The organism is Alcaligenes faecalis, from assembly GCF_005311025.1.
Lineage (GTDB): Bacteria > Pseudomonadota > Gammaproteobacteria > Burkholderiales > Burkholderiaceae_B > Alcaligenes > Alcaligenes phenolicus.
Genome location: NZ_CP031747.1, coordinates 4164759 through 4187422, shown reverse-complemented (window position 1 = coordinate 4187422; position 22664 = coordinate 4164759). Strand labels below are relative to the sequence as shown.

Annotated in this window: 15 protein-coding genes and 2 pseudogenes; 5 read left to right on the top strand and 12 right to left on the bottom strand. The window is 56.5% G+C overall.

Translation table 11 applies throughout. The features are described 5' to 3' along the window. From D0C27_RS19105 to D0C27_RS19090, 4 genes and pseudogenes are all read right to left on the bottom strand, one after another. Entirely contained in the window at nt 1-603 is a 603-nt protein-coding gene (locus tag D0C27_RS19105; protein WP_026485445.1) for an N-carbamoylsarcosine amidohydrolase, read from the bottom strand. Between the two features lie 7 nt (nt 604-610). Beyond that, nucleotides 611-1366: pseudogene (locus tag D0C27_RS19415) on the bottom strand (2,5-dihydroxypyridine 5,6-dioxygenase); the annotation flags it as partial. Continuing rightward, a pseudogene (locus D0C27_RS19410) lies at nt 1367-2032 on the bottom strand (alpha/beta fold hydrolase); the annotation flags it as partial. It abuts the pseudogene before it with no gap. A gap of 61 nt (nt 2033-2093) precedes the next feature. Continuing rightward, nucleotides 2094-4352, bottom strand: a complete 2259-nt coding sequence (locus tag D0C27_RS19090; RefSeq protein WP_137431462.1) for a xanthine dehydrogenase family protein molybdopterin-binding subunit — start codon at nt 4350-4352, stop codon at nt 2094-2096. Between the two features lie 400 nt (nt 4353-4752). On the opposite strand from D0C27_RS19090, the gene D0C27_RS19085 reads away from it, so the two are divergent. Beyond that, the gene (locus tag D0C27_RS19085) at nt 4753-5229 is read left to right on the top strand and encodes a (2Fe-2S)-binding protein (protein WP_035273699.1); all 477 of its coding nucleotides are present in this window, start codon (nt 4753-4755) and stop codon (nt 5227-5229) included. After that, nucleotides 5226-8066, top strand: a complete 2841-nt coding sequence (locus D0C27_RS19080; RefSeq protein WP_137431461.1) for a c-type cytochrome — start codon at nt 5226-5228, stop codon at nt 8064-8066. Before D0C27_RS19085 ends, D0C27_RS19080 begins: the two co-directional genes overlap by 4 nt. A gap of 155 nt (nt 8067-8221) precedes the next feature. Here D0C27_RS19080 and D0C27_RS19075 read toward each other — a convergent pair whose 3' ends face one another. The 6 genes from D0C27_RS19075 to D0C27_RS19050 form a co-directional block, all read right to left on the bottom strand. After that, nucleotides 8222-8770: a DUF924 family protein gene (locus D0C27_RS19075; protein WP_137431460.1), complete on the bottom strand. Its 549-nt coding sequence runs from the start codon at nt 8768-8770 to the stop codon at nt 8222-8224. A gap of 48 nt (nt 8771-8818) precedes the next feature. Next, on the bottom strand, nt 8819-9598 hold the full coding sequence (locus tag D0C27_RS19070) for an ABC transporter ATP-binding protein (RefSeq protein ID WP_240688279.1): 780 nt from the start codon (nt 9596-9598) through the stop codon (nt 8819-8821). Next, the gene (locus D0C27_RS19065; protein WP_035273692.1) at nt 9595-10362 is read right to left on the bottom strand and encodes an ABC transporter ATP-binding protein; all 768 of its coding nucleotides are present in this window, start codon (nt 10360-10362) and stop codon (nt 9595-9597) included. Before D0C27_RS19065 ends, D0C27_RS19070 begins: the two co-directional genes overlap by 4 nt. Continuing rightward, nucleotides 10359-12254, bottom strand: a complete 1896-nt coding sequence (locus tag D0C27_RS19060; protein ID WP_035273689.1) for an ABC transporter permease — start codon at nt 12252-12254, stop codon at nt 10359-10361. Before D0C27_RS19060 ends, D0C27_RS19065 begins: the two co-directional genes overlap by 4 nt. Before the next feature lie 67 nt (nt 12255-12321). Continuing rightward, entirely contained in the window at nt 12322-13539 is a 1218-nt protein-coding gene (locus D0C27_RS19055) for an ABC transporter substrate-binding protein (RefSeq protein ID WP_115634371.1), read from the bottom strand. Between the two features lie 417 nt (nt 13540-13956). After that, the gene (locus D0C27_RS19050) at nt 13957-14544 is read right to left on the bottom strand and encodes a hypothetical protein (RefSeq protein ID WP_009464005.1); all 588 of its coding nucleotides are present in this window, start codon (nt 14542-14544) and stop codon (nt 13957-13959) included. Nucleotides 14545-14730: 186 nt separating this feature from the next. Between D0C27_RS19050 and D0C27_RS19045 the strand changes: the two genes are divergently transcribed. Continuing rightward, entirely contained in the window at nt 14731-17163 is a 2433-nt protein-coding gene (locus D0C27_RS19045; RefSeq protein ID WP_083054511.1) for a penicillin acylase family protein, read from the top strand. A 73-nt stretch (nt 17164-17236) separates the two neighbouring features. Here D0C27_RS19045 and D0C27_RS19040 read toward each other — a convergent pair whose 3' ends face one another. Beyond that, a complete protein-coding gene (locus tag D0C27_RS19040) occupies nt 17237-18349 on the bottom strand; it encodes a GGDEF domain-containing protein (protein ID WP_009464009.1) in 1113 nt (370 codons plus the stop codon). 115 nt (nt 18350-18464) lie between these two features. After that, the gene (locus D0C27_RS19035; protein ID WP_009464011.1) at nt 18465-19379 is read right to left on the bottom strand and encodes a LysR family transcriptional regulator; all 915 of its coding nucleotides are present in this window, start codon (nt 19377-19379) and stop codon (nt 18465-18467) included. A 106-nt stretch (nt 19380-19485) separates the two neighbouring features. Here D0C27_RS19035 and D0C27_RS19030 point away from each other — a divergent pair, with 106 nt between their 5' ends. Both D0C27_RS19030 and D0C27_RS19025 read left to right on the top strand, forming a co-directional pair. Beyond that, the gene (locus D0C27_RS19030) at nt 19486-21075 is read left to right on the top strand and encodes a sulfatase family protein (protein WP_137431459.1); all 1590 of its coding nucleotides are present in this window, start codon (nt 19486-19488) and stop codon (nt 21073-21075) included. A gap of 37 nt (nt 21076-21112) precedes the next feature. Next, nucleotides 21113-22084 (top strand): Bug family tripartite tricarboxylate transporter substrate binding protein, encoded by a 972-nt coding sequence (locus D0C27_RS19025; RefSeq protein ID WP_009464013.1) that lies wholly within the window; start codon nt 21113-21115, stop codon nt 22082-22084. The last annotated feature ends 580 nt before the right edge of the window (nt 22085-22664 follow it).

Here is a 22664-nt window from a genome sequence, read left to right as displayed (position 1 = left end):
TCAAAGTCCGATCAACTTCATCGCTTCTTCACGCGTTGCCACGGTGGCGTACTTCTGACGCATATCGAACAGGTTCGCCTCGTGAGGACCAATCGCACGGTCACCCACGCAATCCGATACCACCAAGGGACGGAAACCCAGTTGCATCGCATCGACCACGCTGGAACGCACACAACCGCTGGTCACGGCGCCAGCAACCAGCAGTGTTTGCACACCACGTTGGGTCAACCAAGCGGCCAAAGGCGTACCGAAAAACGCCGACGGCACGTTCTTGCGAACGATGAACTCACCGGGTGCAGGAGCCAGTTCCGGCACAATATGGCTGTTGTGCGCGTCTTCAGTCAGACCCAGCATGCCGGGGACTTTAATGCTGAAGATATTGTTATCAGCGCCATCATCGGCATACACGATACGCGTATGCGCCACCGGCCAACCCTGTTCACGCGCCGTTGCCAGCAACTTCTGGGTGTTCTCGATGGCTTCAGGAATATTGCCGCCACCAAACACGGCAGGATCCGCAAAGCCATTCACCAGATCAATAATCAACAAGCCGTAAGGAGCTTTAGGCTCCAGCGTCGACCCAAACCCTTGTTGAGCGTACACCGCTCCTTCATTCGTACTCACCAACGCCTCCGTCCAGTACTTTGCCATCACGTACGACAGCGCGGCCATCCAGGCTGACCGTGCAATTGCGCAAAGGAATATCAATGTGGCATGCGGTTGTGCGCTTGCCGCCAGCTTCATTGTTCGGGCCCAGGGAGAACAGGAAGTTACCCTCGAACGCACGCGCATCCATGCCAATGGTGTTCTCACGCGAGTACAGACCCAAGGTGGACCAGTGAGCGCGCGGCTGCAAACCCCAACCAATGTGGGAAATGGCATAACCTTCGGGATCGTTGAAGGTCTTCATGTATTCGTCCAGCAGCTCGGCTTCGATACCACCTTCAATCTTGGTGGCATAGCCGTTTTCCACGGTCAGAATGATCTGCTCGGTAGAGTATTTCTTCTGTGGCAACAGGATGTCGCCCTTGTCGATCACGATGGTGCCGTTAGTGCCCAGCTCGTTCGGCCAGGTCAGCACAAAACCGCTGGGCCAGTGGTCCCAACGACCGGGCTCATCCACAAAACCGTATTCACGAATCGCCGGGAACTCACCCAGCGGGCAACGCAAATTAGTACCGGCAGGAGAGGTGATGCTCATTTCCTTGGCGGCCTTGATCAAAGCGGCCGCCGCAGTCACGCGTGCACGATCCGCTTCCGTTGGCACCGTGCGAACCAGAATTTCTGGTGGCTCCACGGCCAGCAGAATCTTCGTGCCCGACTTCAGAATGTCGATCTGCTCGGGCGAGAACAACAGGGTCATCACGCGCTCTGCTGTCATCAGCAAGGCGGGGACGTTCAAGTGCGGGAAATCGACATGAATATCGTCGGTGTGGAAACCTTCAAAGCTGGCCAGAATCGCAGGCTCGTGGCAGGTGTGCAGCCACTGGGCACGCAATTGCAATTGCTCTTCGGTCCAGGTCGGGCAAAAGGCACGCATGTCTTCTGCGGTGCAGCCCTTGCGAGCCATCGCCATGGAATCGACGTACCAGGGCAACTTGGAGGGATAAGCGCGACGACCTGGGCCAGACACTGGCGGATCAACCATCACCAGACGATTCAGGCCCTCGCTGTTCTTGTGAGCGGCACGCAAACCAATGCGGGCACCCATGGAGTGACCAACCACGATGTAGTCCTTCAGGCCCAGCGCCTGAGCCAGTGCAATCAAGTCATCCGCCTGCGCATCCAGGCTGTAATCCATACCTTCAGCCGCTTCGCTCAAACCGCGACCACGTACGTCCTGAATGTAGGTATCAAAGTGCTTGCCGAACTGCTCGCCCACAAAGCCCCAGGTCACAGCCGGACTGGTGATACCAGGAACAATGATGACGGCTGGGCGCTGATCGCGACCCTCGCTGGAACCACCGTAACGCAAGTAATGCTGACGAATGCCATTGGCATGAACATGGCCGCCGTAAAGAAAGGTACTCATTAATCTGTCCTTGGATTGAAACCGTCAGGCCCTAAGCCCGACCCATGAAAACTGCTGCTGCCTAGGCCATTTGAGGCGTAGCAGCCAGCGCGGCCCGGACCACATCCGGTGTAAAAGGCACCTGCCGAAAACGTCGGCCAGTTGCATCAAACAAAGCATTGGCAATGGCCGAGGCACAGGGTACGGAGGCGGATTCGCCCGACCCCATAGGCGGCTCGGACTGCCTGTCCATCAAAATCACCTCTATGGGCGGGATACGCGGGAAATCCACAATGGGATAGGCACCCCACTCCGCACTGACTACGCCCTGTGCGTTAAAGCGCACCTGTTCATACAACGTGCGGCTCAAGGACTGAATCACATTGCCGTGAATCTGGTGACGCACACCGGCCGGGTTCACCATCTGCCCGGTATCCTGACCCACATAAATCTTCTGCACGTCGATCACGCCCGTTTCTATATGGACCCGCAAATCCAGTAACCAGGCTGACCAGGCCGCCCCGAAACCAGGGAACTTGCTGTGTATATAACGGGCATACGACAGACCACGGCCATACAAATAGCCCTGCTCATCCGGCTGCCCGCGCGAACCACGCTGCCCAATCTGCCAGTGCCCCTTATCCGCCACCGCCTGCAGCAGTTCCTGAGCACGTTCATCCTGATCCAGATAACGCAGGCGATAGGTCAAGGGGTCCACACCCGCTTCCACTGCCAGCTCATCCAGAAAGCAGTCATGCGCAAAAGAGTTGGGCATGGCCGACACGCCGCGCAACCAGGAAGCGCGCACAATCGCGGGCATGTCCTGACACACAATGCGCTGCTTGGGATAGCTGTAAGGCGGTACGGCCGTACGGTCCCCCATTTCCAACTGACGGGGGGCCGCCGACTCCCGCCCCGTCAACAAGAGCGCCAGGTTCGGCGCATCATTGGAGGGGTAATGGGTCACAAAATCGTAATGACGCAGTTGCCCTTGGGCATCAATGGAGCCTTCGACATCCATCAACTGAGCAGCGCCTTTAGGCTCCCAGCCGTGCTCTTGTTCTCGCGTCAGTTGCACACGCACCGGCGCACCTACGGCTCGGGACAAGAGCAAGGCATCCGCACACACATCGTCAGCACAATTACGGCCATAGCAACCGGCCGCTTCGTGACGGATGATCTCCAGACCGGCCTCGTCCTCGTCCAGCAACTGGCTCAAATGAACGCGCAACATATGCGGGTTCTGCGAGCCTGACCAGATCCGGCTATGACCGGGCTGATAGTCCGCCACCGCGCAAGACGGACCAATAGAGGCATGCAGCTGAAAAGGCCAGACATAGCTACGCTTCAAGCGTTTGCCTTCTGGCGGCAGCTCGTCAAAACCCGGCCCTTTATCGGCCAGCAAACGCTCTGTCATGGGCTGACGACGAATCAGCTGCTCCAGATTGCTCATATCCTCCAGCGGAGGAATCGCTTTCCAGCGCACTTTCAATTCGCGGGCAGCACGCATAGCGTGTTCTTCACGACGCGCGACCACACCAATAAAGTCGCCAATCACCACGACTCGCACATCGTCGCCAATATGACGGATGGACTCCTCGTCCACAGACTCCAGGCTGCAACCGATGAAGTCGCCGCTATCACGCCCTATATAAGGAGGACGCACAACGCGGCCATGCAACATACCGGGCACGCGCACATCGTGCACATACACCCACTGCCCTGCGACCTTGCCCGGAATATCGACACGCGCCTGGGCTGTCCCTACAATGCGCAATTGTTCGGCCGGTTTGGTGGGAGTTTCTTTATCCAGATAGGCCCGCAGTTCCAGACCCTCCAGCAGTTTCCAGTAAGTCAGGCTACGCCCGTCCGGGGCAATGATGGTACCGTCTTCCACGCGTAATTGTTCGGCAGGCAGTGCCCAGCGTTCTGCGGCCTGTGCCAGCAGCAATTGACGTGCCTGAGCCGCCGCCTTGCGCAGCGGCACAGCATGAATCTGAATCGAAGCACTGGCGATGGTGGGGCCTTGATTGGGCACCGCATCGGTATGACCCAGCACCATTTGCACGCGTGCCATGGGCACATCCAGCTCGTCGGCCACAATCTGACTCAGTGCAGTTTGAATGCCGGTACCCAGATCCACGTGCCCATTAAAAGCGCGCACCCAGCCCTGTTCGGACACGGCGACAAAGACATCGTCGTGCGCCTGCAAATACTCGGACACCACGCCGGGCTGGCCGGGCGAAGGCTTGGGAGGCCGCGCCGGTGCCGCTAAAATCAGCAAGGTGCCAGACGCCCTGAGCAAGTCTTGCTGCTGGTGGCGCGGCGCATCGTAAGACATCACACTCTCCTGGCTGGGCTTTATATAAGGGGCTGGAAACCGGCCATCAGGGCTCCATCCCTGAAAACCTGCCTGAAACGCCCCCTGGCAAAACATTGATTACTAGCGTACACGCCCTAATAAAAACAAATGCAGTGCGCTTCAACCCATTTATCGCAACTACTATAAAGAGAAAATCAAGGGCTTAATAATCAGTGTAAACCCTATATTAAATAAGATTAGACCGAATTTCGAACGGCTTCCCAAGAGGGCTTTGATTGATACCTCAAGGGAGTAGTAGAATCTATTTACTCTATAAATTAAAGTGTATACACTTAATTTAAGCATATCAATACCGAGCTGATAAAAGCACCGCACACGCTGTCCGACAACAAGGTGCGATCTACCAAAGGTGAAACCCATGAACCCTTGTACTCGCCCGCACACCTTGCGGGTCAATCAAGAGACCCACATCATCGAGGTGGAACCCGATACGCCGCTGCTTTATGTATTGCGTAACGACCTGGAACTGAATGGCCCCAAATTCGGCTGTGGCCTGGGTGAATGTGGCGCCTGTACGGTGCTGGTCGATGGTGTGGCCGCCCGCTCCTGCGTTGTGCCTGTCAGCCTGGTAGAAAACCGTCAGATCACTACCTTGGAAGGCTTGGCCCGGAACGGCCAGCCTAATGATGTTCAGCAGGCATTTATTGACTGCCAGGCCGCACAATGCGGCTATTGCCTCAATGGCATGGTCATGACTGTGCAGGCCCTTCTGGAACGCAATCCGCAAGCCACCGAAGAGCAAATTCGGGACGAGCTGCGCTATAACCTGTGCCGTTGCGGCACGCACGTAGAAATCATGCAAGCCGCCGTACGCGTCGCAAAGGCCCGGCAATGAGTCATTCAGTACAAGACCTTTCCCGAGCGTTGTGGCCGGAACTGCCTGCTGGCACCAGCCTGCTGCATGGCGCTGTTGTGCGGCCTCCTTACTGGTCGTACGAGAACGGGCAGTATCTGGGTGCTGAATTACAGACAGTAAACCAGCAGGCCGCCCTGCAAGTGCCTGGTGTCGTGGCCTGTGTGCATATGGGCAATTTTCTGGGTGTGCTGGCGGTGCAAGCCGAGCAGGCTCAGCAAGGCGCTGCTTTGCTGGATGCACGTTGGGCTACGCCCGTAGCGGCAAACCAGGCTACGCTTCCAGCGAATGAGGAAGTTGCTGCTACGCTTAGCACCCCCGATCAAAGCTATGAATGGCAATCTGCCGCCGAGCATCAGGAAACTGCCTGGGCCCGTGCCTGTTATCACGACAAACAGCTTTATGTTTGGGCGCATACGCAGCGCCCCGCGGCCCTGCTGATTGAGCTGCAAGCCTTGAGCGGCCTGCCCAGCGAACAGATCCATTTGCAGGATATTGCCGGTAATCAGGCCGATGCTTACGACTGTGCCATGGATGCGGCAGTCATGGCCTTTGGGCGCCCCCAGGCCGTACAAATTCGTGCCAGCCACAGTGCAGACATCATTCGCCTGAGTGTCTTTAAAGGCACTGCAGAGCCAAACGACCTGAATGCCCATTTGCGGGCCACCCGCTGGCAACTGAATACCTTGTCCGGTGCGCGCCCTTCTCTGGCGGCCATTCTTTGCGGTCAGCCAGGTTTGCCCAGCAGCGGCCCGGCCGTAAAAAGCGATTACTTCTCCGCCCCTACGCCTAACTATGATGGCGCAGCCGCCAGCAGCGACCCCGACAGCCTGGCCCAGGCCACGATCTTTGCTCAAGAGTCGCAGTTCGATCAAGACTGCCACAGCCTGGGACTGGACCCCTTGGCGGCACGACTGGAACAAGTCAGTAGTCCCCAAGGTCGAGATCTTCTGCAACGGGTTGCCGAACAGTCGGACTGGTCCGAACCCTTGCCCGCCCATCAAGGCCCTTTACGCAAGGGTCGCGGGCTGGCCTACAGCCATATTGTTGAACACGTCCCCGGGCAAGCTGCACGCGAGCAGTGGTCCGCCTGGGCTGTCGATGTCAGCGTCGATACCCGCCAAGGCACACTCAGCATAGACAAGCTGACCATTGGCCACGACAGCACCGAACTGGGCAATGCCGAGCAGGCCCCAGAGTCTGCACCCGCCTTGGCAGACCGACTAGGCCGTTGGGCGCAGCAACTGCTGGCCAAGGGCGTGGGCAAAGGCGGCGAAGGTAGCAGCGACAGCCCCGTCAAAGAAACAGCCGACAAGCCAGCCGTTCAGCTGGTCAAACGGGAGTCTGCTGTAGGCCAGCCTTTGGCCTGGAATCAGGGCGTGGAACTGCCTGCCGCTGCCGCCATTGCCAATGCAATTTTCAATGCCAGTGGCATACGCCTGACCAGTGCGCCCTTTAGCGAACAGTCTTTGACACTGGGCTATCAGGCCGATAAGACAGGCAGCAGCAAAAAACGCAAAGCCTGGTGGGGTGCCTTGGCCGCGGTCGCCACCGGCACAGTCTTGAGTGCCCTGCCCTGGCGACCTGCCATTGCACCGGTCGGCCAGGTGGATACCTCCATCTTTTCAGAGCTGGCCATCGAACGCGGCCGCCTGGTTGCGATTGCGGGCGACTGCATGGTCTGCCACACCGCTGAAGGCGGCATACCCAATGCGGGCGGTCTGGGTTTGGATACGCCGTTTGGCACAATCTATACCACCAACATCACCCCGGACAAAGAAACCGGCATAGGCAGCTGGAGCTACAAAGCCTTTGAACGTGCCATGCGCGAAGGTATTCATCAGGACGGTCGCCACCTGTACCCGGCCTTCCCTTACACGGCCTTTGCCAAGATCAGCGATGAGGACATGCAGTCCCTCTATGCCTACTTGATGACGCAAGAGCCGGTGAAATCCGAAGTGCCTGAAACCAAACTGCCCTTCCCCATGAATATGCGGCCTTTGGTAGCGGGCTGGAACCTGCTGTTTCACCGTGATCCGAATGCCTACGTGCCGGACCCCACGCAAACTGTGCAGTGGAACCGGGGAGCCTATCTGGTCAATAGCAGCGGCCACTGTGCCGCCTGCCATAGCCCGCGCAATATGCTGGGAGCCGAGAAAGGGGGTGAAGCGAATTTCCTGGCCGGTGGTTTTGCGGACAACTGGGAAGCGCCTGCACTCAATAGCTTGTCCAAAGCCCCCATCCCCTGGACAGAGCAGGAGCTGTACCAGTACTTGCGTACCGGCTATTCGCCCCGTCATGGCGTGGCAGCAGGACCAATGGGACCGGTCGTGGCGGGTTTGGCAGAACTGCCTGAATCCGATGTCCGCGCCATGGCGCATTATCTAAGCAGCCTGAACCCGGTCGAGAGCGAACAAGAACAAACGCACGCCGCCCAGGCCGCGCTTTTGGAGCAGAACAGCCGCAGCAATAAGGAAGTGATGTTGATGCCGGGCGAAAACCTGTTCAACGGCGCTTGCGCTGTTTGTCACGACCCGCGCGGTGGGCCGGTGCTATTTGGTGCCCGCCCGTCCCTGGCCTTGAACAGCAATCTGCACAGCGAGCATCCGGACAATACGATTCAGGTATTGATGCACGGCATTACCCGTCCGGCACAGCCTGCTCTGGGCTCCATGCCCGGTTTCAAGAACAGCATGAATGACGAGCAGATGGAAGATTTGCTCAACTATATGCGGGCGCGTTTTGCTCCGGACAAACCAGCCTGGACAGGACTGAAAGACAAGATTGCAACCATACGGGAGCAAAAGGGACACTTGTAGACCGGGCTGGTCCGCAGATAGTGTTTAGATAAGGGGTAAACGAACCAAAGGCGGCTTCAAGTTTTCACCTGGCCGCCTCTGTTTTATGGTGCATCACCTTCAGACTTGGCCCAGGCCAAGCCCAAGATCCCAGCCTGGCCCGGACTCAAAACCCATCAGCCGGAAAAACCACCGGCCTCCAGGAACTTCTGCTCTTCCGCCGTGGTAGTACGCCCCAGGATCGAATTACGGTGCGGGAAGCGACCAAAGCGCTCCACCACATCCAGATGCTCCTCAGCGTGGTCCAGCCAGGGACGGCCAATTTCCTGATTCAGACGCACGGCCTCTTGCTGATCGGCCAGGTTCTCTGCATGGGAATATGGCAAGTAGCAAAACACCCGACGCTCCACCGGAATCTGTTTATCCAGCCCCTTGGCCACCATTTCCTTGGCAATCGCCAACCCCTTTTCATCGGTCGCATACATGCGCGTGGTATTGCGAAAAGAGTTGCGCGGAAACTGATCCAGCAGAATCAGCAAGGCATAGGCTCCTTCTGCCGTCTGTGCCCAATCATCCAGCTCGCCCCTGGCAGCACGTTCGTGCCAGTCCAAAAACCGTTCGCGAAATTCCCGGTCAAAGTCATCGGACTTGCGAAACCATTTCTCTGGCCCTGATTCAACCCAGAAATCAATCACTACCTGAGGATTGGGACGTGCATCTGCCATGGTGTTCTCCTGGAGCCGGTCTGGCCTCCAATACGGGGAGGCCCGAAGTTAGACGGACAGGTAAGTGCGCCGCACTTGCTCGTTGGCACTTAATTCCTGCATGGCGCCACTGTACCGTATTTGCCCCTTTTCCAGCACATAAGCCCGATCCGACACCAGCTCGGCAAAATGCAAATTCTGCTCGGACAGCAAGATGCTGACACCGGCCTGCTTCAGCTCCAGAATCATGTGCACCATCTGCTCCACAATCACGGGAGCCACGCCCTCGGATGGTTCGTCCAGCAAGACCAGATAAGGATTGCCCATCAAGGTGCGCGCGACGGTCAGCATTTGTTGCTCGCCCCCGCTCATCTGCCCACCGGGCCTGTCCTGCATTTGACCCAGATTCGGAAACAGGCTGTACAAGCGCTCGGGCTGCCAGTGCGGAGCTGCTGTACCATCGGGCCAGCGCCGTGCTGGCTGACGTCCCACTTCCAGATTTTCCGTGACGCTCAGGTCGGTAAAGATACGCCGGTCTTCGGGCACAAAGCCCAAACCCGCACGTGCGATTTCAAAGGGCTGCTTGTCGTGAATGGCCTGGCCCATGAATTCAATATGACCGTCGCAGCGCTCCATCAAACCCATAATGGATTTCAAGGTAGTGGACTTGCCCGCACCGTTACGCCCCATCAAGGCGACCACTTCACCACGTCGCACGGTCAGTGACAGGTCAAACAAGATATGCGCGGCACCGTACCAGGCATTCAAGCCATCCACACTTAGCAAAGGCTGCTTGTCGACCACGCCTGTGGCAACCCGCTCAGAACCGGCTACTAAATCCTGCGTCATGCTGGCTCCTTGTTCTCGAATGTTTTGCCTGTGCCAAAGTACACCTCCTGCACCTTGGGATGCTGACGGATATAGTCTGCATCCCCTTCTGCCACCAGCCGACCACGGGCCAGTACCAACATACGGTCCGAGTGCTCGAACACCACGTCCATGCTGTGCTCGGTAAACAGCACACCCATATTGCGTTCGATCACCAGTTTTTTGGTCAGGCGCATCAACTCATTACGCTCTTTGGGGGCCATGCCTGCCGTAGGCTCATCCATCAGCAAAAGACGGGGATCGTTGGCCAATGCAATCGCCAGCTCTACCCGCTTCACGTCCCCGTAAGCCAGCTCGCTACAAGGGCGTTCAGCCTGCGCCAGCATACCCACCTGATCCAGCAAATCCAGCGCACGAGCCCGTTCGAACTGAGCCGCCCGACGCCAGAAGGAAAACAGTTTTTTCTGATGTGCCAGCAAGGCCATCTGCACGTTTTCCACCACCGTCAGAGACGCAAAAGTCGCAGCAATCTGAAAGGTACGGCCCACCCCTAAGGCAGCAATCTTGCGCGGGGCCAGCCCTACCAGTTCCTGATCGCCCAAACGCACTGACCCGGCTGTAGGCGTCAATTGCCCGCCCACCATATTGAAGGTGGTGGTTTTGCCAGCCCCATTGGGGCCGATCAAGGCCAGAAACTCTCCGGCCTGCACATCAAACTCGATACCGTCTACGGCCAGATTGCCGCCAAACGCTTTTTTAAGACCTCGTACTTGCAGCAAACTCATGACGATGCCTCCGGTGCTACGCGGCGATGCGCCCAGCGTTTGAAAAAGCCGGCAATACCCTGCGGGAAAGCCAGAACCAGCAGCAGAATCACGCCACCGAACAAGGCGCGCCAATACTGTGTAATGCCCAGGAAGAAATCCTGCAGCAAAGTGAATACGGCTGCACCCACCACTGGCCCAACCAGAGTTTGCAAACCACCCAGCAAGACCATGACCAAGCCATCCACGGACTTGTTCACTGCGATCACTTCAGGCGAGACGCTACCTTTGGAAAAGACAAACAAGGCACCGGCCAGACCGGCAAACGTACCTGCCAGAATAAAGGTCAGCCACTGCACGCGCTTGACGGGGATACCAATGGCCTCGGCCCGCAAGGCCGAGTCCCGGCTGGCACGCATGGCGTAACCAAAGGGGGAGAACAAGATGCGACGCAACAGGAAGGCCGCTGCCACCACCAGCAGCAAGGCAAAGTAATAGTAGCGATCACCCGACAGCCACTCCGCAGGCCAGATACCGACCACGCCATTGGAGCCACCCGTAAAGCTGTCCCACTGATACACAATCGACCAGATAATCTGTGCGAAAGCCAGGGTCAGCATGGCCAGGTAAACACCGGACAAACGCACACAGAACCAGCCAAAGATCAGCGCACCCAAACCTGCGACAGCTGGAGCCAAGACCAGAGACCAGCCCATGGACAAGGCCGCCGCCTTGAACAACAGGGCAGCCGCATAAGCGCCTAGACCAAAGTAAGCAGCATGACCAAAGGAGTTCATGCCCCCTGGCCCCATCATGAAATGCAGGCTCAACGAGAACAGGGACAAAACCAGAATATCCAGAGCCAGCACGGGTGCGTACGGGAACCAGTCGCTCATCAAAGGCAAGGCCGCCATCACACCCAGAACCACCAGCACCATGATCTGGAACGCTCCACTACCAGCACGCAGGGGCGCTTCGATAGGAGCCGAGTTACGGCTGACAGCTTGAGCACGCCCGAACAAGCCCCAGGGCCGGAACACCAGCACCACGGCCATGAAGATGAATTCCACCACCAGCGTCAACTTCGGAAAGGCAAAGTCCACACCAAAGAAGGTGACCGTGCCCAGCGCAATACACAGGGCTTTCAATTCAGCGACGATCAGAGCAGCCACGTAAGCGCCGGGGATGGAGCCCATGCCACCGACCACCACAATCACAAAGGCATCCCCAATCACGCTCAAGTCCAGCAGCAGATTGGCGGGCTGACGCGGCAATTGCACAGCACCACCCAAACCCGCCAGGAAGGCACCCAAGGCAAACACACCCGTAAACAACCAGGCCTGATTCACACCCAGCGCACCCAGCATTTGTCTGTCGTGGGTCGCGGCGCGCACCAGCACACCCCATCGGGTACGGGTCAGCAAGAGCCACAGCAAGCCCAGCACCACCGGACCGATCACGATCAGCACCAGGTCATAGACCGGGAAGAAGCGACCTGCAATAGAAATAGAGCCGTTCAAACCCGGAGCCAGCGGCCCCAGCAGATCTTCCGGCCCCCACACGGCCAAAGCGCCATCATTAATCACCAGCACCAGGGCAAAAGTGGCCAATAACTGGAACAGCTCGGGCGCTTTATAAATACGCCGCAGCAGCACGATCTCCAGCAAGGCCCCCAAGGCGCCGACCAGCAAGGCCGCCACAATCAAGCCTGCCCAGAACCCCAGCGCCGAGCCCCCCATGAACTGCACGGTGGAGTACGCCATGTAGATGCCCAGCATATACAGGGAACCGTGTGCAAAGTTGACGATACGTGTCACCCCGAAGATCAGGGACAAACCCGCCGCCACCAGGAACAAAGACGATGCCTCGGCCAGCCCGTTAAGGAACTGCACCCATAAACCCGATAAGGCCATTACTGCCTCGCGTCAGAAGTGGCGCGCCAGACGGCGCGCCGATCTACGAAATACTGCGTTGTTGGAATTATTGATTGGCCGCGGCAGGACGCCACTGGCTGACTTGCTCATCCGTAGGCTGTACATCTTTGCCATCGGCGTAACGGATATTGGTCATGATGCCCTTGCCGTCTTGTTTGGCCAGCACACCCACATACGCCCCCTGCGTGGATTGCTGATCTTGCGTACGGTAAGTGATGGGACCAAAAGGTGTGACCACATCCAGACCACGGAAGGCTTTGATCATGGCTTCCGTGTCGGTAGAACCGGCTTTTTCAATACCGGCGGCAATCGACACAATGGTGCTGTAGCCAATAATCGTGCCCAGGCGTGGGTGCTCTTTGTACTTGTCCTGATAGGCTTTCAGGAAGGCATTGTGCTCGGGCGTGTCGATGGCGTACCAAGGGTAGCCTGTCACAATCCAGCCTTCTGGCGTTTCTTCACCCAAGGGGTCCAGATACTCCGGCTCGCCAGTCAACATGCTGACTACTGGCAAGGCAGGGCTGAAGAACTGGCGCTGATTACCAGCCCGAACCAAACGAGCCAGGTCGGACGCAAACAGCACGTTAAAGACCGCATCAGGCTTGGCTTCGGACAAAGCCTGCACTACGGCACCAGCATCGACCTTACCCAGAGGAGTAGCCTGTTCAGCCACGAACTCGATATCGGGCTGGGCTTCTTTCATCAAGCTCTTGAAGGTGGCAACAGCGGACTGACCGTACTCGTAGTTGGGGTACACAATGGCCCAACGCTTCTTGTTCAGCTTGACGGCTTCGGGCACCAGCATGGCTACCTGCATATAGGTAGAGTTGCGCAGGCGGAAGGTATAGCGGTTGCCATCGGCCCAGACGATCTTGTCGGTCAACGGCTCGCTGGCCAGAAAGAAAACTTTTTTATGCTTGGCAAAGTCGGTAATGGCCAGACCGATATTGGACAAGAAGGTCCCGGTCAGCACATCCACTTTTTCACGCGAGATCAATTCTTCGGCAGCGCGTACCGCATCGCCGGGATTGGAGTTGTCGTCCTTGATGATCAATTGCAGCTGCTTGCCGTGAATCCCCCCGGCCTGGTTGATCTGCTCAACCGCCAGCTCCATCCCGTTTCGATAAGGCCCCAAAAAAGCGGGCTGGGATTTATAGCTGTTCAGCTCACCAATCTTGATCACCCCCTCGGCGGCAGCGGTGGCCCCCAAGGTTTGCAACATCATCGTTCCTGCCAGTGCTACCCCTGCAAATGTCTTGTTCATTGTCTTCTCCGTGGGCTTGTGAGGCGAAACACGACTCAGCAACTTGTCTTGTTTTAGTGATTTAAAGTGTACACATGGTATTTTTGCGAGTAAATCGGCCAAGACCTAGGGATATACCCTTGAACACTTTAAACATAAAACACAGCAAGCCACGCAGAAAGCCATTAAAGCAAGGAGACCAAGAAGAAATGAGCAGAAAAAGTAGATAGCCTGAAAAGAAGATAACTACCGATATACAGTGACTACACTTAATAAGCCCAAAGATTAAAACGCAACCACCCCGCCTGGTTCCTGCACGCGCCGAATCATGGTTTTCATAAACTGCTCCATCATATCCGGCAAAGGGGAAGCAAACGGCTAAAAACGCTAGAAAGGCTTATGAGCTACTGCTCTGGAGTCACCGCGCCAAAGTGGCAATCAGCCACTGCGAGTCTCGTGAACTTTCTGCCCCGCCGAGGGTAAATCGTATAACTGAGGGGTGCGCGTTGGGTTGAAGTCCTGCCATTGGCCATCACTCCAATTGCCGTTGGCCCATTCAATCGCGTAGCCCCCATTGCGCTGCAATTCGCGCACTAGTACCGCTTCCTCGGCCGACCCCAGACGCGCCGCCAACATGACGCCCGAAACACGATTTAAAGGCTCTTTTTCAGGCTTATGGCCACCCAGCTTCACGATCCCGCCCACCATGGCACCGATGTAAGCCCCCAAAGCCGCAAAGGCAAGCAACAGCAGCTGAGGCCAGCTTGTCATGCTCAATAACCACCAGCCCAGGGCGATCCCCAAGACGGCCCCTAGAACGACACCCAGGATGGCACCCAAACCACCTCCTCGGGCAGCCTTGTCCAAAGTTCTGTCACCTCCAATCGGATACTGCGCATGTTGACCTCCTGGTTTAAGGTAGAAAATCTGCAGATCCTGACTTTCCAAGCCCAGCCCCTGCAGGACTCTCGCAGCTTGTTGGGCCTGATCAAACGTATCGAATTCCGCCGCAATAATGCGTTCCATAACAAGGCTCCCCAATAAATGTGTTCAACAAAGAACCAGCAAGTTTCGTTCCCAAACCCCGCTTCTACTGGGGAAATCCTCTAGAAGGTTTCACCTGGAAATATCAATGCCTAAAGAATTTTGACGTTATATTCTCAAGAGATAAAAAAACGTAGCCTTCCAGGCTATTCTTTTGGAGACAAGATTTTGACTTTTCCCCGTCGCTTTCCATCCCGACTGACTCTTGGCGTGTTGACCACCAGCGTCTTGCTGGCCGCCTGTGCCAGCGCCCCCTTAAGTGAGCGCAGCGTCACCATCAAGCGCGACAGCTACGGCACTCCTCATATCTATGCCGACAGCACTTATGGCCTGTTCTATGGCTATGCCTATGCCGTGGCTACAGACCGTCTATACCAGATGGAAATTGCCAAGCGCTCTGGCTGGGGAACCGTGGCAGAAGTTCTGGGACCGGACTTCCTGGAGCTGGATAAAGTCACTCACAATAATATCGATCCGGACTCTATCCGCAAACAATTGGCCGCTCTGTCCAAAGAGGACCGCGCCATGTTCGAGGGCTATGCCGCTGGTTTCACCCAACGCGTTCGCGAGGTGAAAGCCCAGCGCGACACCTTGATGCCCAAGGAGTTTCTGGACAAAGGGTTTGAGCCTTCTGAGTGGCAGCCTGAAGACATTGCCATGGTCTGGGTGGGCCTGATTCTGAACCGCTTCTTTGCTGGCACGGCCGAAGTGGCCAACCTGAGTCTGCTGGAAACCCTGAAAGCAGACCAGGGCGCGGAACGTGGCGAACAACTTTACAAACAACTACGCTGGCTGAACGACCCGACTGCCCCCACCATTATTCCGCAGCCTGACGCCAAGGCAGCGCTAGCCGATTTGCCTACGCATTTGCAGGCTCTGTCCGCACAAGCGGCGCAGGACTACCTGCACAAGCAAGCCGTGGCCTTGGGCCCCACCGTGGCCGCAGGCACACCTACTGCCAGCAATGCCTGGTTGCTGGGCCCCGAAAAGACAAGCCACGGTCATGCCGTGCTGTACAACGGCCCGCAACAAGGCTGGTACACGCCGTCCATTACCTATAGCGTCGGCCTGCACGGTGCGGGCTACGACCTGACCGGCAGCACGGCCGTTGCTCTGCCCGCTATTTTGTTCGGCACCAATGGCCAGATTGCCTGGGGCTCCACCGTGGGTTCACTGGACACCAATGACGTCTACCAATTGCGCTTGAAAGACGGTGACCCGCATAGTTACTGGTACAACAATGCCTGGCACCCCATGGAGCACAAGCAGGTACGCATCAAGGTGCGTGGTCAGGACGATGTGACGCTGGACGTTTACCGCGCAGCTCAAGGTTATGTCAGCAGTTGGGACAAAAAGAACAACACCGCCTACGCCAACCGTCGCACCTGGGAAGGCCGGGAAATTGAAACCTTGCTGGGCTGGGCCCATGCGGCCAAGGCCAAGAACTGGGATCAATTCATGGCTCAGGCCTCGCGCGTCAGCGCTTCCATTACCTGGTTCTATGCCGACACCCAGAACAATATCGGTGCGGCAGCCTTGGGCCTCTTGCCCAAGCGCCCAGCCAATCAGGCGATCCAGTTCCCTGCAGCGGGCGACGGCAGTATGGAATGGCAAGGCTTCCTGAGCTTTGATCACAACCCCAAAGTGCTGAACCCGCAGCAAGGCTATATCGCCAGCTGGAATAACAAGGCTTACGGTGCCTTGCTGGCAGACAACTCCAACTTCTCCTATGTGGACCGTGTGCAGGAACTGCTGGCACCGCTACAGGCCAAGCAGCGCCTGAGTGACGAAGAAATCTGGGGCATTGACTCCCTGGGTGCCCGCTCTGATCTGAATGCGCGCTACTTCGCCCCCATCATCCAGGAAGCTGCCAAGCTGCCACGTGCCAGTGCACTGGCACGTCAGGCTGCCGAACAACTGAAAGGCTGGGACTACAAGCTGCACGTGGCCAGCAATGGCAAACAGTACGAAGGCAGCGCCCCAGCCGTGATGCAGGCCTGGATGCAAGCCGCAGTGCCCGTATTCCTGAAAGGTCGTTTGCCTGACAGCGTCTACAACACCTACACACAAAGCCTGTACCCGGCCATGGATGATCCGCGCAGTGCCCAGCCCGCTGCGGCCGCCAAGCTGATCTGGAATGCCATTCAGGGCCCGGCTGCTGGTGTGCCACAAACAATTGATTTCCTGCAAGGTCGCCCGGCCCAGGAACTGGTGCTGGACGCACTGGAGCAAGCTGCTGCCTCGCTACAGAAATCACAGGGTGCACAAGCCCAGCAATGGCGTGCTCCAGCCGTATCCATGCTGTTCGCCGCACGCAATGCGATTGGGGTGCCTTGGTCTGACCCTGCACACGAGCGCCGCATCATGCCTTATCTGAACACCGGCAGCGCCCGATTCCAGTATGTGCTGGACCCCACCGGCGTGCGCATGTGCTCGGTTATGGCTCCCGGTCAAAGCGGTTTCATCAATCCTGAAGGCGAAGCCAGCGCCCATCACTCGGATCAGTTGGAGATGTTTGCTGCCTTCAAGTGCAAGAGCGATGCCATCAGCGCTCAGGACATCGACAAGGCCAGCCAGGATAGCCAAACCCTGCGCTACTAAGCCGTCAATAGCAAACGGGGCCTGGAGCGGTACACGCTCCAGGCCCCGTTTCCTTGTGCTTCACCCGGCAGGCTTAATCCCTCGCTACCACCTGGTTACGACCAGCGCGCTTGGCTTGATACAAGCGCTGGTCAGCCTGCATCAGGACATCCTCAATCACCTGACCAGGCTGGCATACCGCCAAACCCATACTGGCCGTAATCTGAAAAGCCTCGCGGTCGTGGTTATAAAAGGTTTGTGCCTGTACCTGGCTCAAAAGCAGATCGGCAAAACTCAAGGCCTGTGCATCACTACGTCCGGCCAGAATCAGCACAAACTCCTCGCCACCATAACGGGCCGCCAGATCATCCGGCCCCAGCTGCGCCTTGAATAAAGAGGCAGTACGCGTCAGCACGTCATCCCCTACCGAGTGACCGTGGGTATCGTTGATCTGCTTGAAATGATCCAGATCCACCATCAGCACATGCAGCCTTTCATGCACTGGCCCCTGTCCCAGCTGACGGCTAATCGCACCCCGGTTCAACAAGCCGGTCAAGGTATCGTGTGTGGCTTGCCGATATAAACGCAGCAAAAGTCCCAGGTGGAAATAATTGGCTGTTAAAGCGACGACCAGCAAGGCTGTCAAAAGCCAAAGATCCTGTAAACCTTTCATGCTTAGCCAGGTTCCCGAACTGACACTGGCCAAAACCTGCAAAGCAATTAACGCGCCCCCCACCAAGGCTGATTCCAGCAAAGTGAAAGGAAAAATGCTTAAGGTGGCCACCAACAGAAAAGGAATAAAGCCATACCCCAGTACAACGTACTGGCCGGCCCCGGACAGGGTCAGCAGCATATAGGCGTAAAAAGAGGCCGGCAAAATAAAGACCAGGCCGCTTAAAACATAAATGCGGGTAATGCGCTGGTGGCCATTGAAAGCCAGCCATACACACAAGATCAGTCCCCCCAGGCTTAAAACCCGTATCGCCATCAAATGCGCGGGCCAACTGGGCAAGACCAGCCAGTCCATCAAAGTCCAAAGGGGGGTCAACAAAGCAAATAACAAGCCGACCAGAATGACACGGCTGCGCAAATACTCCATTCGGGCATGAATGAAGTCACGAGAATGATATTTCCCGCTCAGTGTGTCGCGCACCGAGCTAATACTGATCGCTTGCAAGTTTTTCCAGCCTTCCAGAATTGTTCCCATCAATCAATTCGCTAAGAAGAAACAAAGTAACATAACGGCAATTTTTAGTTACATGAGTTTGAAAAACAAGCTGTCAGTTCTTTCAGGGTCAGCCCGCGCTGACCCCGACTTACAATCACACCACTTGAGGTTGCTTACTCATCCAGCTAATTACCTCTTCCAACATCGGTTCGCCCGAATCCTGCGGGCGCCACAACAGACCCAGTTGACCATGCAAGCGCGGGTCGCTCCAGTCCAGGTTCAAGATACACAGCTCCGGGTAGACCGGCACCATGCTGCGTGTCATGGGCACTAAAAAGTCGCTATTGACCGCCACACGGGCATTGGTGTGTGCGTAGGCGGACTCAATGGCGCAGGTGGGATACGGCAGGCCTTTGGCATCCAGACCCAGTTCAAAACTGCGCCGCATCGGGCTGTTTCGTGGTGGCAAGATCCAGGGATACTCCAGCGTCTGCTCCCAGGTGACTTCATCTTGCTGTGCCAAAGGATGCTTGCGGCAAGCCGCTACCCCCAAAGGCACCATACCCAAAGGCAAATACGCCATCGCCGGGTTACGGCCTGCTTCATCCACACGGCCAATGACCAGATCCAGTTCGCCCTGTTCCAGATTACGGCTCAAAATATCCAGCGTGCCTTCTTGAATACGGATATGGCATTGTGGATCGCGCTCGTGCAAATACACCAGCAACTGCGGCAAATAAACCGCAGCCACCATAGGCGAAATACCCAAAGTAAATTGCTGGCGAAAACCCTGCCTGTATTGCTCCAGAGTTGCATTCATGCGGTCAAGGCGATTCAACACCCCCTGGGCCTGGGAAACCAGCGCCAGGGCGGCTGGCAAAGGCTCAATGCCGCGAGCATGACGCTCGAACAAGGGCATGCCTATATTGTCTTCAAAATCCTTGAGCCATTTTGACAAGGCAGGCTGAGTCATATTGGACTGCCGGGCCACATCGCTCATGCTTTTTTCTTCGCACAAACGAATTAAAACCTGCAGATGCTTCAAGCGAATGCGTTCACTCCAGCTCATGACTTACCTATATGAAAGAGGTATATATACCTGCAAGTTATTCAATTTAACATTATGGCTACTGCTTCCATAATGGGGATACCCAAAGCTACAAAATAGGCACTTCATGTCTCAGTCAGTACCCAATTTTTTATTGATCATTGCGGATCAACTCCGCGCAGACCATTTGGCTTGTTACGGCAATAAAGAAGTTAAAACGCCCAATCTGGATGCGTTAGCCGCTCGCGGTTGGAGTGCTGACCGATTTTACGTCGCCACCCCCATCTGTATGCCCAACCGTGCATCCCTGATGACAGGTCGCATGCCCTCGGTGCACGGCGCCCGCCACAATGGTGTGCCCCTGCCACTGGACTCCAGCACCTTTGTCGATGTACTGCGCCAGGCAGGCTGGAGCACAGCTTTGGTCGGCAAGGCGCACCTGCAAAATATAACGGATACGCCCCCGCTCTACCCACGGCCGGATGATCCTCCGACCAAGGGAGAAGCTCGCCCTCCTCTGCCTACCAACGATTACGGCCAGGAATGTGGCCAATGGTGGCGCGATCGCGCCGATCACGGTGTTCAGCTACCTTTTTACGGCTACGAGCACGTGGACCTGGCCATTGATCACGGCGATCAGGTCTGGGGCGACTATGGCCGCTGGCTGCAGGATGAACACCCTGAAATCGCCGCCCTGTCCGGCCCTGAAAACGCCATCCCGACTCCGGACTACGAGTTAAGCCGCATTGGCCAGGCATGGCGTACCCGTGTGCCAGAAGAGTACAGCACCACGGCCTGGATTGGTGAACGGACCCGCGCTGTGCTGGACAAATATGCCCAGGAACAACAGCCCTTCTTTATTCAGTGCTCCTTCCCGGACCCGCATCATCCCTTCACTCCGCACGGTCAGTACTGGGATATGTACAAGCCTGAAGAGGTCAGCCTGCCTGACTCCTTCCACCTGGGCCCGCATCCCCTGCCTGCCCATCTGCAATTGCTGCATCAGCTGCGCGATGAAGGCAAAGCCATCAAGCACACTCCTACGCTGTTTGCCTGTTCCGAGCGCGAGGCCCGCGAGGCGATTGCGCTGAACTACGGTTCCATCACGCATATTGATGCCGAGATCGGGCACATTCTGGACCATCTGGAGCGCACTGGTCAGGCGGAAAACACCATCGTCATTTTCATGAGTGATCATGGCGACTTCATGGGCGACCATCAATTGATGCTGAAGGGCCCTGTGCATTATCAAAGCATTATTCGCAGCCCCTTTATCTGGTTTGACCCCAAGGATGCGAAAACTCAAGGCACAAGTGAGGCGGTCTGCTCTACCATTGACGTCGCGCCTACGGTGCTGGAACGTGCCGGCCAGCTGCCCTACAACGGCATCCAGGGTCGCTCCTTGCTGAAAGTGATGCACAAGGAGCCTGTGGAATGGCGCAAAGGCGTACTGATCGAAGAGGAAAACCAGCGCAAGCTGTTCAATACGCCTATTCGCACCAAGCTGCGTTCGCTGGTCACGCAGCAGCACCGTCTGAGCCTGTATGAAGGCGGTCAAATTGGCGAGCTGTACGATCTGCAAGCCGATCCGCTGGAACAACATAATTTGTGGAATGAACCTGACGCGCAAGCGTTAAAAACAACGCTTTTGTGTCAATTGATCGATACCATGATGGCTCACAGCGAAACCAGTCCCTTGCCTTTGGCGATAGCGTGAGCTGAACACTGTTAATTACCCCTATCTGGAGACATCTATGCCCACCCTTTCCTTGCTGCGCAAAGTAAGCATTTGTGCGCTGATCCTACCTTTGGCTACACCAGTCCAGAGTGCCGAGGTGGCCACCATTGTGGTCAGTTCCGTGGCAGGAGGCCCGCTAGATGTCCTGGGTCGCATGTTGGCCCGCGAAGCCACTGAAACCACCGGCCAGACGATTGTGGTGGAGAACCGGGCGGGTGCAGCCGGTACGATTGCTGCAGAGGCAGTGGGCCGGGCCAAGCCAGATGGCAATACCTTGCTGCTGACACTGGATACGGTTGCGACAGCCAACCCGCATATTTACGTCAACAGCAAGTTCAAGATCGGGGAGTCCCTGGATCTGGTGTCTTTGCTGGGTACTTTTGACCAGGTTCTGGTGGTTCCCAGCAAGACCGGCATCACAACACCTGCCGAGTTTCTGGAGCGCGCCCGCGCCAAGCCCATGAATTACGGCTCGGCCGGTATGGGTTCGCCTGGGCATTTGATGATGTCGGCCTTGACGCAAGATAGCGGTATCAAGCTGGATCACATTCCGTATCGCAGCAATAGCGCTGTGGTCAATGATATGTATGGCGAGCGTCTGGACAGCGGCTTTTTGACGATTGCCGGTGTCTTGGGTCCGATCAAGGAAGGTTTGCTGACTCCCTTGGCGACTTCTGGTGGCAAGCGCAATCCTTTACTGCCTGAGGTTCCTACTTTGGCCGAAGCAAAGCTGCCTGGATTGGAAAACTTTAACGAGAGCTTCTCGTATCTGGTTTTCACCACCAAGGGTTCGCCTCCAGAGAAGATCAAGGCATGGAACGATTTGCTCAGCGATATCGTGAAGCGTCCGTCCACCGCCGAGACTTTGCGGATGCTGGATATTCAAGCCTACGACTCATCCAAGGTTTCTCCAGCCCAATGGGTGCAGCAGCGTAACGCTCGCTGGGAGCAGATTGTGCGGGATAACAATATTCGTTCTGATCAGTAATTGTTGGAATTACAGCCCCTGGTTTCAGGGGCTGTTTTTTTTGGGCTGCGTAGGTGCGTAGGTATTGTTGAGGGGAGGCTTTCTTCGTGGAGTTGCCTTGGGGAGACTCAATGCTTGATAGCGAGCCAGCTCGTAAAAAGAAGGGAGCAGGAGCAGGGAGCCGGTTAGTGCAGGTGTAGTGGTGTTCGGGCTGAGCACTTGCCGGTGCTACGCACCGGTGCCCTTGTCAATTCTGGAATCCGGGCGCCCTGTGAACTCGCGGGGTACTTGGTCCCCCGGACCAAGTACAAACGCCCCGCTCAAACAGCACAGGGCTTGCATCCCGAATTCCCAAACTGACCGCGGCAAGTACTCTGAATCGCCCGAACACCACTACACCTGCACCAACCGGCAGACTCACATTGCTCTGCTCCCTTCTTTTCAAGAGCCCAACTGAATGGCTCAATGCGATATGAGGTTTGCTGCTTTTACGCCCTGTTTATAGTGCGAAAGCAATAGCGCCAGAAGAGCCCCAACAACAACAACAACAACAACAACAACAACAACAACAACAACAACAACAACAACAACAACCAAAGCC

Bases quoted from the DNA above. Each gene is read 5' to 3' on its own strand.
- D0C27_RS19090 (WP_137431462.1), bottom strand. From the start codon at position 4,352: ATGTCTTACGATGCGCCGCGCCACCAGCAGCAAGACTTGCTCAGGGCG.
- D0C27_RS19085 (WP_035273699.1), top strand. From the start codon at position 4,753: ATGAACCCTTGTACTCGCCCGCACACCTTGCGGGTCAATCAAGAGACC.
- D0C27_RS19080 (WP_137431461.1), top strand. From the start codon at position 5,226: ATGAGTCATTCAGTACAAGACCTTTCCCGAGCGTTGTGGCCGGAACTG.
- D0C27_RS19075 (WP_137431460.1), bottom strand. From the start codon at position 8,770: ATGGCAGATGCACGTCCCAATCCTCAGGTAGTGATTGATTTCTGGGTT.
- D0C27_RS19070 (WP_240688279.1), bottom strand. From the start codon at position 9,598: ATGACGCAGGATTTAGTAGCCGGTTCTGAGCGGGTTGCCACAGGCGTG.
- D0C27_RS19065 (WP_035273692.1), bottom strand. From the start codon at position 10,362: ATGAGTTTGCTGCAAGTACGAGGTCTTAAAAAAGCGTTTGGCGGCAAT.
- D0C27_RS19060 (WP_035273689.1), bottom strand. From the start codon at position 12,254: ATGGCCTTATCGGGTTTATGGGTGCAGTTCCTTAACGGGCTGGCCGAG.
- D0C27_RS19055 (WP_115634371.1), bottom strand. From the start codon at position 13,539: ATGAACAAGACATTTGCAGGGGTAGCACTGGCAGGAACGATGATGTTG.
- D0C27_RS19050 (WP_009464005.1), bottom strand. From the start codon at position 14,544: ATGGAACGCATTATTGCGGCGGAATTCGATACGTTTGATCAGGCCCAA.
- D0C27_RS19040 (WP_009464009.1), bottom strand. From the start codon at position 18,349: ATGGGAACAATTCTGGAAGGCTGGAAAAACTTGCAAGCGATCAGTATT.
- D0C27_RS19035 (WP_009464011.1), bottom strand. From the start codon at position 19,379: ATGAGCTGGAGTGAACGCATTCGCTTGAAGCATCTGCAGGTTTTAATT.
- D0C27_RS19030 (WP_137431459.1), top strand. From the start codon at position 19,486: ATGTCTCAGTCAGTACCCAATTTTTTATTGATCATTGCGGATCAACTC.
- D0C27_RS19025 (WP_009464013.1), top strand. From the start codon at position 21,113: ATGCCCACCCTTTCCTTGCTGCGCAAAGTAAGCATTTGTGCGCTGATC.